The sequence below is a fragment of the Flavobacterium sp. genome, assembly GCF_027484205.1.
Taxonomy (GTDB): Bacteria; Bacteroidota; Bacteroidia; order Flavobacteriales; family Flavobacteriaceae; genus Flavobacterium.
Map to the genome: position 1 here is coordinate 127926 of NZ_JAIXUB010000025.1, position 16561 is coordinate 144486.

At 31.4% G+C, this 16561-nt stretch carries 12 protein-coding genes; 3 read left to right on the top strand and 9 right to left on the bottom strand.

The genetic code is table 11. The features are described 5' to 3' along the window. Nucleotides 1-54 precede the first annotated feature (54 nt). Nucleotides 55-2781 (bottom strand): TonB-dependent receptor, encoded by a 2727-nt coding sequence (locus Q0049_RS13055; protein ID WP_298120538.1) that lies wholly within the window; start codon nt 2779-2781, stop codon nt 55-57. Between the two features lie 32 nt (nt 2782-2813). Continuing rightward, nucleotides 2814-3716 carry a GLPGLI family protein gene (locus Q0049_RS13060; RefSeq protein WP_298120541.1) on the bottom strand — a complete coding sequence of 301 codons (903 nt, stop codon included), beginning with the start codon at nt 3714-3716 and terminating at the stop codon, nt 2814-2816. Between the two features lie 128 nt (nt 3717-3844). Here Q0049_RS13060 and Q0049_RS13065 point away from each other — a divergent pair, with 128 nt between their 5' ends. Both Q0049_RS13065 and Q0049_RS13070 read left to right on the top strand, forming a co-directional pair. Then, nucleotides 3845-4636, top strand: coding sequence for a hypothetical protein (locus Q0049_RS13065; protein ID WP_298120543.1), 792 nt, complete (start codon nt 3845-3847; stop codon nt 4634-4636). Continuing rightward, nucleotides 4636-5250: a deoxynucleoside kinase gene (locus tag Q0049_RS13070; protein WP_298120546.1), complete on the top strand. Its 615-nt coding sequence runs from the start codon at nt 4636-4638 to the stop codon at nt 5248-5250. Before Q0049_RS13065 ends, Q0049_RS13070 begins: the two co-directional genes overlap by 1 nt. A gap of 32 nt (nt 5251-5282) precedes the next feature. On the opposite strand, the gene Q0049_RS13075 is transcribed toward Q0049_RS13070, so the two are convergent. The 6 genes from Q0049_RS13075 to Q0049_RS13100 all read right to left on the bottom strand — a co-directional run bounded on the left by Q0049_RS13075 (nt 5283) and on the right by Q0049_RS13100 (nt 15129). Further along, complete coding sequence (locus tag Q0049_RS13075; protein ID WP_298120551.1) at nt 5283-7757, bottom strand: sugar-binding domain-containing protein; 2475 nt, start codon at nt 7755-7757, stop codon at nt 5283-5285. Nucleotides 7758-7850: 93 nt separating this feature from the next. Beyond that, nucleotides 7851-8519 (bottom strand): copper homeostasis protein CutC, encoded by a 669-nt coding sequence (locus Q0049_RS13080; RefSeq protein WP_298120554.1) that lies wholly within the window; start codon nt 8517-8519, stop codon nt 7851-7853. After that, nucleotides 8519-9511, bottom strand: a complete 993-nt coding sequence (locus Q0049_RS13085; protein ID WP_298120557.1) for an isoaspartyl peptidase/L-asparaginase family protein — start codon at nt 9509-9511, stop codon at nt 8519-8521. The genes Q0049_RS13080 and Q0049_RS13085 overlap by 1 nt, the downstream gene beginning before the upstream one ends. Before the next feature lie 8 nt (nt 9512-9519). Continuing rightward, the gene (locus Q0049_RS13090) at nt 9520-11790 is read right to left on the bottom strand and encodes a glycoside hydrolase family 20 protein (RefSeq protein WP_298120559.1); all 2271 of its coding nucleotides are present in this window, start codon (nt 11788-11790) and stop codon (nt 9520-9522) included. 107 nt (nt 11791-11897) lie between these two features. After that, nucleotides 11898-14492 (bottom strand): sodium-translocating pyrophosphatase, encoded by a 2595-nt coding sequence (locus Q0049_RS13095; protein WP_298120562.1) that lies wholly within the window; start codon nt 14490-14492, stop codon nt 11898-11900. Between the two features lie 103 nt (nt 14493-14595). Then, entirely contained in the window at nt 14596-15129 is a 534-nt protein-coding gene (locus Q0049_RS13100; protein WP_298120565.1) for an inorganic diphosphatase, read from the bottom strand. Between the two features lie 200 nt (nt 15130-15329). Here Q0049_RS13100 and Q0049_RS13105 point away from each other — a divergent pair, with 200 nt between their 5' ends. Then, nucleotides 15330-15773, top strand: coding sequence for a DoxX family protein (locus Q0049_RS13105; RefSeq protein WP_298120567.1), 444 nt, complete (start codon nt 15330-15332; stop codon nt 15771-15773). Nucleotide 15774: 1 nt separating this feature from the next. Here Q0049_RS13105 and Q0049_RS13110 read toward each other — a convergent pair whose 3' ends face one another. Beyond that, nucleotides 15775-16368: a DNA-3-methyladenine glycosylase 2 family protein gene (locus Q0049_RS13110; protein WP_298120570.1), complete on the bottom strand. Its 594-nt coding sequence runs from the start codon at nt 16366-16368 to the stop codon at nt 15775-15777. Nucleotides 16369-16561: the final 193 nt, after the last annotated feature.

Consider the following 16561-nt stretch of genomic DNA (forward strand, 5'->3'; position numbering starts at 1 on the left):
CTTAGAAAAATGACATTTTTGTTGAAGACTTGAAATGGAAGCAGGAAATTGCTTCTACAAATTATACTTCAAACTAAAAATTATATAACGTGGTTGCACTGTATATTGTGACGTTCTGGTTGAATTTTGATTGAAACTATCGTCGTTTAAAGAAGTGGTATTCAATAAATTTGTTCCTGATACTTTATATTCCCATTTGCTGTCTTTTTTCTGATAAATTAAACTTGCAGAAAGGAAATCATATTCATTTTCAACGGATTTATTTGAATTATAATAGTGATAAAATTCATACTCTGTTACAAACGAAAAGCTCTTCATGAAATAATAATCGATGCGCGCAAAAGGCTTGTCTGTATAGAATTTATTGTCGTTATAATCGTTTATCAAGAAATTATATCCTACTTCAATATTTGGCATTTTTTTGAAATTTGTGGAAGCTTTGATGGTATAATCTTGTGTAAAACTTTCGGTTGTAGTGGCTACTGTGTTTTGAATATTATTGAATTTTGACCAATTTAAACGTGCGCTCAACGATGCTTTATAATATTTAAAAAACGAACGTCCATACATTCCCATTCCTGAAAAAGTTTCGTCAGCAAAGTCAGAATTTATTGGTGCTGACGTTTGATTTACTCCAACAAAAGTTGAACGTGATTTAACAGCATCGACAACTCTTGAATAATTTATAAAAGCGGAAATATTTTCGAAATTGAACATATTATACTTGAAATAACGCAACGAATGTGTTTGTGAAGTTGAATTTTCAAGGGTTCTATTTCCTTGTGAAAGTGAATTATATCCGTTTAAAACATATCCTTCGGCTAACTTATTGATGTCAGTAAAATTATTTGTCAAGGCATAATTATACGTCAATGATTCTGCTTTTTTGATTTGGTAAATAGCAAGAAAATCTGGTAAAACTCGGAAGAATTTTTGGTTAAAACTTGTTCCTAATTGCGTGTTTGTCATATCATAATTATGAAAACTTACTCCAGGCGTAAAGGTGAATTTTCCTGAAAGCAATTTGTAATGTAAACCTAAAAAGGTATCATTAAAACTATAACTTACATCGTTTGTGCTTTGTGGTGTATTCAATTGATTTGTAGTACTATTATCTAAAACTTGATAAATAGAAGAATCAAAATTTTGATGCGAATAAGTTGTTCCAAGAGTTACATTCACGTTACTTTTTGCGGTTAACATGTAGTAATAATCAAGTTTTGCGTCTAACTTGTTGGTTTTTACAAATCGGGATTGATTTAAGTCATAACGACCTGAGGCTTCATCTTGAATACCTAAATTACTAGGATTTCCAGCAGTGTCAGGAAATGGATTTGTGCCTAAATTTGCATTATAAAATGGATCTTCATCTTGATAAAGATGTTGCATTTCTAGTGCAAAAATATTTTTGTCGTTGTGAGTATAATAAGCACTTAAATTTTGATTTACAGAAAGTGGATCTTGTGATTTTTTAGTTAAAATAGTTTCGATATTTGATGATCCACCAAAAATAGATTCACGCAATAAATCGTTGTTTTCGTCTTGCTTTGAGATTTTAGTTAAAATGTCATAATCTAATTGAAAAGTTGTACTTGGTTTGTATGAAGAACTCAATTTAAAAAGTCCCAAATTACTTTTTTGATGTGCAATTTCATCTCTATTTTCTGTTGAAAAAACATCAGAAGAGTTTGGCGCAAGAAAATTATTTTGTGTTTTAGTTTCTAAATCTGTAATGGATGAAGAAAGAATTCCAAATCCGCTCAAACTCCATGCTTTATTGACATTGTATGAAAAATTTGTTGCTCCAAAACTTGTTTCGATTTCCTTAGCACGATTGTTTCTCATTAAAGAAATCCCTAAATCATTTGAAGACACATTGAAACTTGAACCACCTTTTGCCATCATGTTTCTAAAACCACCTGTGAATTTAAAATAATCTTGAATGGTTAATGGTAATTCTCCAATGTTATTGAAATTTGAAATTAAATTGATACTGTATTTTGGATTATAATAAAACAATTTTGGGTTTACTAAGTAACGCTCATCAGAATGTCCAACGCCAATTCCTGCTGTCATATCACCAAACCAAAAGTTTTTCTTTCCTTCTTTTAGTTTGATGTTCATGGCTAAATTATCTTGATTATTTTCAACACCTTTAAGTATAGAATTTTCATTATAATTTCTAAGAACTTGAACTTTATCAATAGCATCTGCAGGAATGTTTTTCACACCAAGCTTTGTATCACCATCAAAAAAATCTTTCCCTTCAACCATTAACTTGGTTACTTTTTTACCTTCTACTTCTACTTCACCATCAGCATTTACTTCTACACCTGGCATTTTTTTTAATAAATCTTCCAGTTTTCTTTCTGTTCCCGTTTTGAAAGAGTCGGCATTATAAACAATCGTATCACCTTTAATGGAAACAGGCATTTCTCGAACAATTTCAACGCCTTCAATTTCAATTCCACCAGGTTCAAGTGTGATGTTTTGCGTAATATTTTCAGAATTTGTAGTCACTGAAAACTCTTTGTTTTGCATTCCAAGATAGCTGACTTTGATGTTGTAAGTGGAATTTTGCTTTAGATTTAAAACAAATTTTCCTTTATCGTTTGTAATCGCATAAGCATCAACGCCTTTTGTAGCCTGATTTACCGCCATTACATTAGCCATTTCTAAAGGAGTTTTCCCTGATTCAAGAACGCTACCTTCAAAACGAATTGTTTGAGAAAAACTGATAGTTGAAATAAATAAAACTGCGTATAAAAGTATTTTTTTCATGGGTAAGATTTATTTTGTTTGTTGTGTAAAAATTATCTTCCCATTCTAATTTCCATTCCGCCTCTTCTTCCTTGACCTTGATTCATCTCCATCATTTCTTCCATTTTTTTCATAACAATTTCATCATATTCTTTTTGAGAAACTTGTTTACCATTGTTTGGTGCTTTGATTTCAGCTTTTTCTTTTGGATTTAAAACAATTTTTGAACACAAGATTGTAGTTTTACCATCATTTACTTCTAGAATTAAACCAGGCAAACCCCAATATGCTTCTGGACCTTGATTTACAGGAATATCCATTGTGTACCAAGCCGTTATTGTAATATCTTTTGGTAAATCTACTTCATCAAAAAAACTTGTTTTCTTTTCTCCTTCAGCTTTTGCTTTTTCTTCCGCTTTCTTTACATCTTCCTCTTTTTTTGGTCTGAAATTTCTAAAATCGGTTTTACTTGCCGGAATTACTGCAGTTGCTTTATAACAAACGTATCCGCCAATTTCACGTATTTCACCTTCCATCTTCCATTTATAATTGGTTAAAGTATCTTTAACAAGAAACTCTTTTCCCATAAATTCTTTATCTACGGTGTACATTTTATCCTTAGCATTTTTATAATAAGTTCCACCGCCACCCATCATTGACGACATCATTCGCATTCCGCCACCACCTTGACCTGGAGCATCAAGTTTTTCTTCTTCTTTATATATTGATGAAGTTTTATCAAAATTTAGAATAAACGTTTTTTCAAACATCTTTTTCATTCGTTCTTCAATCATTTTTTGCATTTCTGGAGTGATATCTTTGTTTCCATCCATTCGCGATTTGAATTCAGCAGTACTAGTTTTAGATTCGTAAACTGCCATTCCTTGAAAATCTTTTTGAGCATTTGATGTTATAAATGCTAATAAAAATGTCACTGAGAAGAATATTTTTTTCATAAAAGTAAAATTTATTGTTTTTTGACCGAACAAATATGACGAATGTAAAGTGGTTTTGTTACCAAAAAATTGTTAAAATAAATGCTTTGACTATTTATTAATCAAAACGTTTAATGTAATTTAGCTTTATGAATAAAAAAATTGTTTTATTATTAGTATTTTTTAGTCAATTTGTTTTTAGTCAGCACTTAAAGTTAGCTGTAGTAAAATCAGATTTAATATCATTAGATGCTGATAATTTTGTTGGATTTGATGGATTTAACAACTGTTTTTATACAAAAAACAATGTTCTTTACAAAAAAGTTGATACTACACTTTTACAATATCAAAACCTTGGTTTAGGTAAAATTAGTTCGGTTGATATTTTAAATCCATTGAAAGTAGTTCTTTTTTATGAAGAATTTAATTCGGTAATTATATTAGACAATCAACTAAATGAAGTTCAAAAAATTGAATTTTCAAAATTAGAAGCACCCATTTTAGCATCCGCAATTGGAATGTCAGGTCAAAATAAGCTTTGGGTTTTTAATAGTTTGAATCAACAAATTGGGTTGTTTGATTTAAGTTCAAATCAGCTTCAAATTATTGGTAATCCACTAAAAGACGGAATGAATTTTTATCAAACAAATTTTAATTATTTTCAATTTATTGATAAAAATAATCAGTGGAATACTTACACTATTTTTGGGAGATTTTTTCAAAGTGGTACAGTTGAAGAACATACACAAATTCAATTTGTTGATGATAAAAAGTATTTTTTCGTTGCTAACGGACTGTTATTTTTGAAAGATGTATCATCTAATAAAATATATGAAATAGAAATTGTTGAGAAATCGTTCAAGAAATTTTATTACAAAGACCAAATTTTATCTATTTTTACCAACGAAGGAATTACAAATTATAAAATAACATTACCATAATGCACATAGCAGTAGCAGGAAATATAGGCGCAGGAAAAACAACACTTACTCGATTTTTAGCTAAACATTTTAAATGGGAACCACATTTTGAAGATGTTGTTGATAATCCTTATTTAGATGATTTTTACCATCAAATGGAGCGTTGGTCGTTCAACTTACAAATTTACTTTTTGAATAGTCGTTTTAGACAAGTTTTACAAATTCGTGAAAGCGGTAAAAAGATTATACAAGATAGAACTATTTATGAGGATGCGCACATATTTGCTCCCAATCTTCATGCTATGGGATTGATGACGAATCGTGACTTTGAAAATTATTCATCCTTATTTGAGTTGATGGAAAGCCTTGTTGAAGCTCCAGATTTATTGATTTATTTGAGAAGTTCCATTCCAAATTTAGTTGGACAAATTCACAAAAGAGGTCGTGATTATGAAAATACTATCTCGATTGATTATTTAAGTAGATTGAACGAAAGATATGAAGCTTGGATTACTACATACAACAAAGGAAAATTATTAATCATTGATGTAGACGATATCGATTTTGTAAACAATCCTGAAGATTTGGGGATGATTATCAATAGAATCGATGCAGAAATAAATGGATTATTTTAATACACAAAGCACTTCAATTGAGGTGCTTTTTTTTACTCGTTTAACAGATCAAACATTGACACTATCTTTATTGCTGTTGATGGTTTATCAGTTTTGATAATTTTTGAAACTCCAGGCAATAAATCAAAATAGTTTTCTTTAAAAAAAGTATCATCTGCTTGTAAATACAAATTTTTAGCTAACGTATTTGTTTTAAGTTCAATAAGTGTTTCTCCAACAATTTTTATTTCAATAGTTGGTTTTTCGAGTTGCAATTCCTTTGGTTTTACAAAGTAATGATACGTAACCGTTTTTTTATTATTACAAATAAATTCTAGTTGTAATACAGTTTTATCTTTTGCAAATTTTGGTAATTCCGTAAAGAGTATATTCATGCAGTTTGTATTCTTTTCAGAATTAAGTACGCATTCTTTTGAATTCATCCAAAGTTCATTTCCTGAAAAATCAATTAACTTAGCAATTACTATTCCAGCTTGAGGTTCGAGATTGTCATTAGTACCAACAACTGAAAGTCCATTATTATTTTCTGATACTATTAAAAGTATGGGTGCAAAACTTTCTCTTACTTGAAAATGAGAAGCTTTCCAATTTCCGTAATAATCCAATGTGCTCCATGAAGTCACAGGCCAACAATCATTCAATTGCCAATATAAAGAACCCATACAATAAGGTTTTGCAAGACGATGCGCTTCTATTGCGGTTTTCATAACGTATGCCTGCAAAACTTGTGATACATAATTGTACTTTTCTAATTCATTTGGAATAGGAAAATCACGTTTCATGTATTCATTTATAGTTTCAAAACCTGTAGGATGTTTTTGATGATTTTTAAAAGCTTCTGAAGTGAAATTCAAATCTTCTTTTGGGATTACTTTTTCTAAAGTTTTTATATTTGGCATACCTTGAAATCCATATTCACTCATAAAGCGACCTACTTTTTTCTTATACACTTCAAAAGGTTCTTTTCCCCACCAAATTCCCCAATAATGAGAATCGCCTTGCGTCAAACTCTCTTTTTTACCCCAACCAATTGATGGTGATGAGGGCCAATATCGATTCTCCTTTTTGGATAACAAACTATCTAAAGTTTTCGGAATTAATTGATGAAAAAGTTTTTCATAATCGTTCCAAATTTGAGTGGAATCTTGTTTTGAATAATTGAATTGTTTTTGCCAACCCCAATTTTTCCAACCTTCATCATTTTCATTATTGCCACACCAAAGCGCAATACTAGGATGATTTTGAAGACGAGATACATTATCTACAATTTCATTTTTAACATTATCAAGAAAGTCAGAATCGCCAGGATACATACCACAAGCAAACATAAAATCTTGCCAAACTAAAATTCCATTTTTATCACATTCCTCAAAAAAAACATCTTCAGGATAAACTCCTCCGCCCCAAACTCGGAGCATATTCATATTAGCATCAACAGCATTTTGTACGATATTTTTGTATTCAGAGGTTGTTACACTTGGTAAAAAACTATCGGGCGGAATATAATTTGCACCTTTCATAAAAACTGGTTTTCCGTTTAATTTGAAATAGAAACTTTTACCGATACTGTCTTTCTCCTGAATTAATTCAATTGTTCTCAATCCAATATTTAATTTCTTTAGAGATAATTGCACTTTATTTTTGGATAAATTCACTTCAAATGGATAAAGATTGGCTTTCCCTAAACCATTCGTCCACCAAAGTTTTGGGTTATTAATTTCATAAGGAAAATCTATTATATTAATTCCTTTTTTCAATTCAAATGCTTTTTGAACTTCATTAATTTTTAAATCATAAATTCCATCAAGTTGAGCATTTACAGTTACTTTAAAATTCAATTTTGCAATAGATTCATTTAACTCTTCTTGATCATATTTTATATTTTCAATTGTAGCATTATTCCAAAAAAGTAGTTTTATTGGACGATAAATTCCTGAGGTTACAAATCTTGGTGCCCAATCCCATCCAAAATGATATTGAGCTTTTCTTGAAAAAATTCGTTCTTTTTCTGGCAATGTATAAGGCAACTTTTGAGTTTTTGCTTTACCAATTTCAACTGCTGATTTAAAAATAATTTTTAGTTTATTTTTACCAACTTTCAAATCGTTTTTCGCATCAACTTTCCAAGTACGAAACATGTTATTAGCTTCTAATATCTTTCTGTTATTTAAGAAAACATCGGCATAAGTATCTAAACCTTCAAATTGCAAAATGGTATTTTGATTGTTCAATTCCTTTTTGGAAATCTTAAAACTTGTTTGATATTCCCAAGTCTCATTTTCAATCCATTGCAATTCTTTTTCGTTGTTTCCGAAGAAAGGATTTGGGATAATTTTGTTGTTGTATAAATCGGTATGAACCGTTCCAGGTACTTTCGCTGGAAGCCATTTGGATTCCGATATTTTTTTGAAACTCCAATTTTCAGAACTTAAATTTCGTTCAGAATTTTGCGACCATAAAATAAATGGTAACAACATTAAGATTAAAAATTTAAGTTGATGTTTCATATGTTTAAATTTTATTTTTCAGCGGTAACATATGTTATCGCCTTTTTAATCATTGGTGTTTGAAAGCAAACGAGTTTGTTCATGGCGATTTCATTATTTTAAATTATTTTTCAAATTGAAAATTTCTGTTGCGTTTGCTATTTGATTTCCATCTGTAATTGCTGAAGAATGATAGAATTTGGCTTGGGTAACTTTTTGAATATGTTTGATATTTGTGGAACGTAATCTGCCACCAGGCATAATTGTAATTCTATTTTGAGCTTGATGAACTAATTTTTTTAGAACATCAATTCCATCCATAACATTAGAATGCGTTCCTGATGTTAAAACAGTTGAAAATCCACAAGAAATAACATCTTCCAATGCTTGTTCATAATCTGAAATCTCATCAAAAGCTCTGTGAAATGTACATAGAAATGGCTTGGCTAAATCAACCAATTCTGCATTTCTTTCAATATCTACTTTATTATTTCCATCTAAAATTCCGAAAACAAAACCTTCCACTTGTAATGACTTAAAATGTAAAATATCTTGTTTCATTTGTTCAAACTCTTCTTTAGAATACACAAAATTTCCTCCTCTTGGTCGAATCATCACGTATAAATCAATAGTCAATTGCTTGCGCGCTCGTTTAATAGTTTCGACATTTGGAGTCGTTCCGCCAACTTCAAATCCGTCGCATAGTTCAATTCTATCTGCTCTATTTTCGTGAGCAATTTGAGCTGATTCAAGATTAAAACAAGCAATTTCTAATTTATTCATTATTTCAAATAATAAGCTGCGTCAATTAATTTATTTCCCGAATTATCATTAACCGCATAGTTAAATCCGCTTTGGATACAATAAGAACCATATTGGCCTTTTTTGTTTAAAGCAATAAAACCTACTTGAATATCTTTGAGTTCTTTACCTCGATTTTTAGTCAATTTTACAATTCTAGCAACCGCTTCTTCACAAGCTTTTTGAGGTGATTTTCCTTGACGCATCAATTCAACTACTAGATGACAACCTGTAATTCGTATCACTTCTTCACCGTGACCCGTAGCCGTTGCCGCTCCAATTTCGTTATCTACATATAATCCTGCGCCAATAATTGGTGAATCTCCAACTCTTCCATGCATTTTAAAAGCCATTCCGCTTGTAGTACATGCACCAGATAAATTCCCGTGACTATCTAATGCAATCATTCCGATAGTATCGTGATTTTCGATATTGGCTTTCGGCAAATACTCACTTGTTTTAAGCCATTCTTTCCATTCTTTTTCTGAGGCTTCCACCAATAAATTTTCTTTTTTGAATCCTTGTGAAAGTGCAAATTGAAGTGCGCCATCACCAACCAACATCACGTGTGGTGTTTTTTCCATAACAGCTCTTGCTACCGAAATAGGGTGTTTTATATGTTCCAAACATGCAACCGAACCAATATTTGAAAATTCATCCATTATGCAGGAATCAAGTGTAACTCTTCCATCTCTATCTGGTCTTCCACCATAGCCAACACTTCTTTCATTTGGATCAGCTTCAGGGATTTTAACTCCAGCTTCAACTGCATCTAAAGCTCTTCCGTTATTTTTTAGTATTTCCCATGCTGCTCCATTGGCTTGAATACCAAAATTCCAAGTAGAAATGACGATAGGTTTATTTATTTTACCATCATCAAAAATTGCATCTTCTTCTTTTGATTTGAACGAATTTAAAGCAATGGCTACTGAACCAATTGCTGCTGTTTTTATAAAATTTCTTCGATTTGCCATACTTACTTTTATTCAATACCAATTTCATCAACAAATAACCATGCTTCAGAACCTGCACCAGGATTTCCATCTGGAATTCTGCCTAAATTAGTTGCGATTATCTTAATATATCTTGCTATTTTACCTTTAACTTCTAATACAACTTCTCCTTTTACATCTTGAATTTCTGACAAACTGAGTTTTGTAACATTTTCAAATTTTTGTCCGTCATTTGAAATTAAAACAGATATCTCTTTTGGATAATAAATCCAACTTCCTTGGCTTTCTAAAACACAAAGTACAACTTTATTTATTGTCTCTGATTTGCCTAAATCGATTGTTGCATCTAAGTCTTTTCCTGAAAAACCAAGCCAATCTCTACCAAATTTACTTCTGTTACCAATAATTCCATCAACCAACGTAAATGCTCCACCAATACTGTAATTTTCATGAGGTTGATTAACTAAAGTTATCTTTTTTCCTAATGCTTTACTTGAGTAAAACTTTTGTTCAATAGTAGCACTTTTTTGTTTTCCGTTTTCAAAAAGTGCTGCTTTTATAGTTTGACTTTTTGTAACTTCTAATGGATTGGAATATTCTTTTGAATTCAAATTAGGATTAGAACCATCAGTCGTATAACGAATTCCATTAGTATTTGTTGCAGATTTTAATTCAAATAAAATACCATCATGACTTATAGATTGAGATGCTTTAGTGGTAATTTCAAAAATTGATTTGCTGTAATTGATACCTTTTTTATCAAAAACATCAAAATGTTGTATTACTCTATTTTGAAAATCGGAATATTTTTCTGGTTTCGAAGTTCCCCAAAGTACTTCAGATAAAGCCAACACTCTAGGAAAAATCATATATTCTACATGACTTGGAGTTTCAATATATTCTGTCCAAAGATTGGCTTGAGCACCAAGAATATACTTTGCTTCCTCTTGTGATAATTCTTTTGGAGTTGGATTGAAAGAATATACTTTTTCAACTGTTGTATAACCGCCAAAAGCTATAGGTTCGTTTTTTGGTTCACCTTGATAATGATCAAAATAACAATGTGAACCTGGCGACATTACTACAAAATGATTTTGTTTGGCAGCTGCAATTCCTCCTTCAGTTCCACGCCAACTCATTACTGCTGCATTTGGAGCCAATCCGCCTTCGAGGATTTCGTCCCAACCAATTATTTTTCTTCCTTTTGTGTTTACGAATTTTTCAATTCTTTGAATAAAATAACTTTGCAATTCGTGTTCGTCTTTTAAGTGTTCATCTTTAATTCTTTTTTGGCAATTCGGACACACTTTCCAACGGACTTTTGGTGACTCATCGCCACCTATATGAATATATTTTGAAGGAAATAAATCGATAACTTCAGTTAAAATATTCTCTAAAAAAGTAAAAGTTTCGTCTTTAGGGCAAAACACATCGTCTAAAACTCCCCAAGTTTTTCCTACTTCAAATGGTCCTCCAGTACAAGAGTATTCAGGATATGCCGCCAATGCCGCCATAGCATGTCCAGGCATTTCAATTTCAGGAACTATAGTAATGTGCCGTTGATTTGCATAAGTTACAATTTCTTTAATATCGTCTTGAGTGTAAAATCCGCCATAACGTTTGTCATCAAATTTTTGGTCGGAATAATGCCCAATCATGGAACCATTTCTCCATGCGCCAACTTCGGTAAGTTTCGGATATTTTTTTATTTCAATACGCCAACCTTGATCGTCTGTTAAGTGCCAATGAAACGTATTCATTTTATACATTGCTAAATAATCGATGTATTTTTTGATAAATTCTTTTGGAAAAAAATGCCTAGCACAATCGAGATGCATTCCACGCCAAGAATAATTTGGTTCGTCTATTATTGTTAAACAAGGAAGTTTAACTTCGGATGACTTTTCTATGGGAAGAAGTTGCGACAGTGTTTGAATTCCGTAGAAAATTCCGTGATCTTCAGTTGCGGTTATAATCACATCATTTTTAGAAATAGATAAAGTATACCATTCTTTAAAATTCTTTTTTTCTTCAATAATTTTATTTGCAAAAATAATTCTAGAATGTGCTTTAGTGGAAGTCACAATTTTTAAATCTAATCCTAGTTGTTGTTTTATGATTTCTTGTAAATACTTTGCTTCAAACGAGTCTTCATCTGATTGAATAACAGTTTTATTAGTTAAAACAAAACTTCCTTTTCCTAATACAATTGATTTTGGTTGCGGAATTAACGGTAATTGATTCTGAGAAAACGAAACATTTATCATCAAAAGCAATAAAAATAGAAGTTTTTTAAACATAAGTATTCGAAATTATCATTGGCTAAATTTACATAAAAAACCATAAAAAAAACCTCATCTCGTTTTAAAGAACGAGACGAGGCATTTTATAAAAATATTTTATTCTATTATTTTATGGCGTCAACTTTAGCTTTTACTTCAGCTTCAGTTCCTTCGATAATTTCTTCAGTTACTTTACCATTATTTGTTTTAGTAACAGTAGCTTTAACTTTATCGTTGCTTACTTTTTCCATGATAACTTTAAGTGAAATATTTTCTTTTACTTCACCTTTAAATTTACCATTTTCATCATACATAGCCATACACTTAGCTTTGTCTTCTGCTGAACAACCATTTTTGTCGCACATTGCTGCACATTCGTCCTTGGTCATTGTAGCACATTTACTCATATCACATTTTCCTGTAGCTTCACCTTTAATGTGTTCACAAGAAGTATTTGTACAACCTTTAGCAACACATTCTTCTTTAGTCATTGAAGTACATTTTTCAGTTGGAGCACAACATGAAGCTTTTGCAGCATCAGAATGTCCGTTACCTAAAATTGGAGCAATTACTAAACCAATTAAACACGTTAATTTGATTAAAATGTTCATTGATGGACCAGAAGTATCTTTAAATGGATCACCAACAGTATCACCAGTTACGGCAGCTTTATGAGCATCAGAACCTTTGTATGTCATTTCACCGTTGATTTCAACACCAGCTTCGAATGATTTTTTAGCGTTATCCCAAGCACCACCAGCGTTATTTTGGAACACAGCCCAAAGTACACCAGAAACGGTAACTCCAGCCATATAACCACCTAACATTTCAGCAATTAATTGGTTATTATCTCCATAAACTAATTTACCTAATAAAACGATTGCAATTGGGAAACCAATAGTTAAAATTCCTGGTAACATCATTTCACGTAATGCTGCTTTTGTAGAAATCTCAACACATTTACCATATTCAGGTTTTCCAGTTCCTTCCATAATTCCTGGAATTTCTTTGAACTGACGACGTACTTCATATACCATATCCATTGCAGCTTTACCAACTGAATTCATTGCTAAAGCAGAAAACACTACAGGAATCATACCTCCAACAAATAACATTGCTAGTACTGGAGCTTTGAAGATGTTAATACCATCAATTCCTGTAAAGGTTACATAAGCCGCAAATAAAGCTAATGATGTTAAAGCAGCAGAAGCGATTGCAAAACCTTTTCCAGTTGCAGCAGTTGTGTTACCAACTGAATCTAAAATATCTGTACGTGTACGAACTTCTTTTGGCAATTCACTCATTTCAGCGATTCCACCAGCGTTATCAGAGATTGGTCCGAATGCATCGATTGCTAATTGCATAGCTGTAGTTGCCATCATTGCAGAAGCAGCAAGAGCTACACCATAAAAACCAGCAAATGCGTAAGAAGCCCAAATAGCTCCAGCAAATAATAATACTGTTGGGAAAGTTGAAATCATACCTGTTGCTAAACCAGCAATTACGTTAGTTCCTGCACCAGTTGAAGATTTTTGTACAATTGCCAAAACTGGTTTTGTACCTAAACCTGTATAATATTCTGTTACTGAAGAAATAACTCCACCAACTACTAAACCTACGATTGTTGCATAGAAAACTCTCATTGAAGAAATTTCTTTTAATCCTTCACCGTAGAATTCCATTTGCATCATTTCTGGCAACATATATTTTACCAAACCAAAACATGCAATTGCTGTTAAGACAATAGAAACCCAGTTTCCAACATTTAAAGCACCTTGAACTTGTTTTTCTTTTGCATCATCACTTGATATTTTCACTAACATTGTACCAATGATAGAGAATAAAATTCCGAAACCAGCGATTGCCATTGGTAATAAAATTGGTCCAATTCCACCGAAAGCGTCTTCGATTTTACCACCCATGTCTTTGATAACATAATTACCAAGAACCATTGCAGCAAGAACTGTTGCAACATAAGAACCAAATAAATCGGCACCCATACCAGCAACGTCACCCACGTTATCTCCAACGTTATCTGCAATTGTAGCAGGGTTTCTTGGATCATCTTCTGGAATTCCAGCTTCTACTTTACCTACTAAGTCAGCACCTACATCAGCAGCTTTTGTATAAATACCACCACCAACACGAGCAAACAAAGCGATAGATTCTGCTCCAAGAGAGAAACCAGCAAGAGTTTCAAGAACGATAGTCATGTCTTCAGTAGAAGTCCAAACACCTTTCATGAAATATTGGAATAATATAATAAAGAATCCTGTTAAACCTAAAACTGCTAAACCTGCAACTCCTAATCCCATAACAGTTCCACCACCAAAAGAAACTTTTAATGCTTGTGGCAAACTAGTACGAGCTGCTTGTGTAGTTCTTACGTTAGTTTTTGTTGCAATTTTCATTCCCATATTTCCCGCTAAAGCCGAGAAAAATGCTCCGAAAACGAAAGCTATAACTATTAATAAATGTGTCTTTACACCCGGAATATAAGTAATTCCTGCCAAAACAATACTTGCTCCTACTACGAAGAAAGCTAATAATCTGTATTCTGCTTTTAGGAAAGCTAATGCACCTTCGTAGATGTAATCTGAAATTTCTTTCATTTTACCATCACCAGCATCTTGCTTTAAAACCCAAGATCTTTTGATTGCCATAAAAGCTAATCCTATTAATGCCATAACTATTGGCACATAAATCATAAATTCATTCATAATAAACTAATTAGATAGGTTGTTAATGTTTGTTAATGTTAACAAACATATAAAAAAAAAGACAATTTAAATTTATCTAAATTGTCTTTTATTAATAATGTTATTAACTTTTTATACTGAATAATCCTTTAGGACGATCAGGTATCGCTTCAAAACGTTCGATACATTCTTTAATGATTCTGTATGCTTCGGTAACATCTCCCCAACCTTCAACATCTACTTGTTTGTTTTCTAAGTCTTTATAAACTTGAAAGAAATGTTCAATTTCTTTTAATAGGTGTGGATTGATATCAGATAAATTTTCTAAAGTATTCCATATTGGATCAGAGACAGGAACACAAATTATTTTCTCATCTGGACCTTTATCATCTGCCATATGAAAAACTCCAATTGGTTTTACCTCTATTACACAACCTGGAAAAGTTGGTTCGTTAATTAAAACCAATACATCTAATGGATCACCATCAAGTGCTAATGTTTGCGGAATAAAACCATAATCTGCTGGATACATCATCGATGAGAATAACATTCTATCAAAACGCATTCTTTTTATAGCAAAATCATATTCATATTTATTTCTACTACCTCTTGGTATTTCGATTAAAACATCGAACGTTTTTAATTTATCTGCTGTCATTATATTCTAATTTTTTTGGAGTGCAAAAGTACGTAAACATTAAGGTTTTACAATAATTTTTTAAAAAAAATACGCATCCAAGAAGTGATTTTTAGTTTTTTAGCACGATATTGATTTTACAATTAGCAAAAAGATTATATATTTGTTTTATAACTAAACAATTAAGTCTGAATCTTGGACTTTTATTAAACTAAAATTAAATGAAAAAACTAAAACTATTTTCAGTACAACCACTAAACATTGATTTAGGATTATTACTTATCAGATTAATAATTGGACTCTTGATGGGCTTTATTGGCTATGAAAAATTAATTCATTTTAACGAACTAGTTGTTGATGAATTCTGGGCAAAGAATGTTAGTTTTCTGGGGATGAATGGAGCAATTCCGTTGGCATTAACTGTTTTTGCCGAATTTTTCTGTAGTGTGTTGTTGATTGTTGGATTATTTACCAGAGTAAGTTCGTTTTTTCTATTATTTTGTATGGGTTATATTTTTACAGTGATTTTTCCTGGTGCTGTTTTAGATAAAGGAGAACACGGATATGAATTTAATACCGCCTTTATTTATTTTATGATTTACTTAGGCTTATTTTTTACTGGACCAGGAAAATACAGTTTAGATGCTAAATTTTTTAAAAAATAATTTAGATTTTACCTCTTTTCTTGAGATAATAATGCCAAATAACAAATGATGCAAAGGTTCGATATGGTTTCCAATGATTAGAAACTTGTTCCATTTCTTCATAAGTTTGGCAGTTGTATAATTCTTTTAAAGTATTTTTAATGGCAATATCTCCAAGAGGAATTATATCTGACGATTGTAAACAAAACATAAGGTAAACTTCGATTGACCAATTCCCTACGCCTTTTATAGTTATGAGTTCTTTACGGATTTGTTCTTCCGATTTAGTAGCATAAGTATCGAAATCTATTTCTTTTGAAATAACTTTTGAAGCCAAATCTTTTAGATAAATTATCTTTTGTCGTGAAACACCGCAACTTCTTAATTCTTCATTTGAAGCATTAATTATTATTTCTGGTGATATACTTCTAAAATAATTTTCAATTTTAATATAACATGCTTTTGCAGAAGCAATAGAAACTTGTTGCTCTAAAATTATATGACACATGGAAGCGAATCCTTCTTGACGTTTTTGTATAATTGGATTACCAAATTTTTCTAAAATATTTTTTAGAATTTCGTCTTTTGAAGATAAAAATGTGATTGCTTGCTGCATAGTTTAGCCCTGAGTGAAATGAAAATCAATTTATTGAAAATGGCTAATTTTTGTTAAAGTGAAAAAGCGACCATAGAAGCTCTTTTTACTTTTTACAAAAATAGCCATTTTGATAAATTATTGAAATGGAAAGCAGGAGAAAGCTTCAAAACAAAAATATTGAAATAAAAGAATTTGAAACAAGTTCAGATTG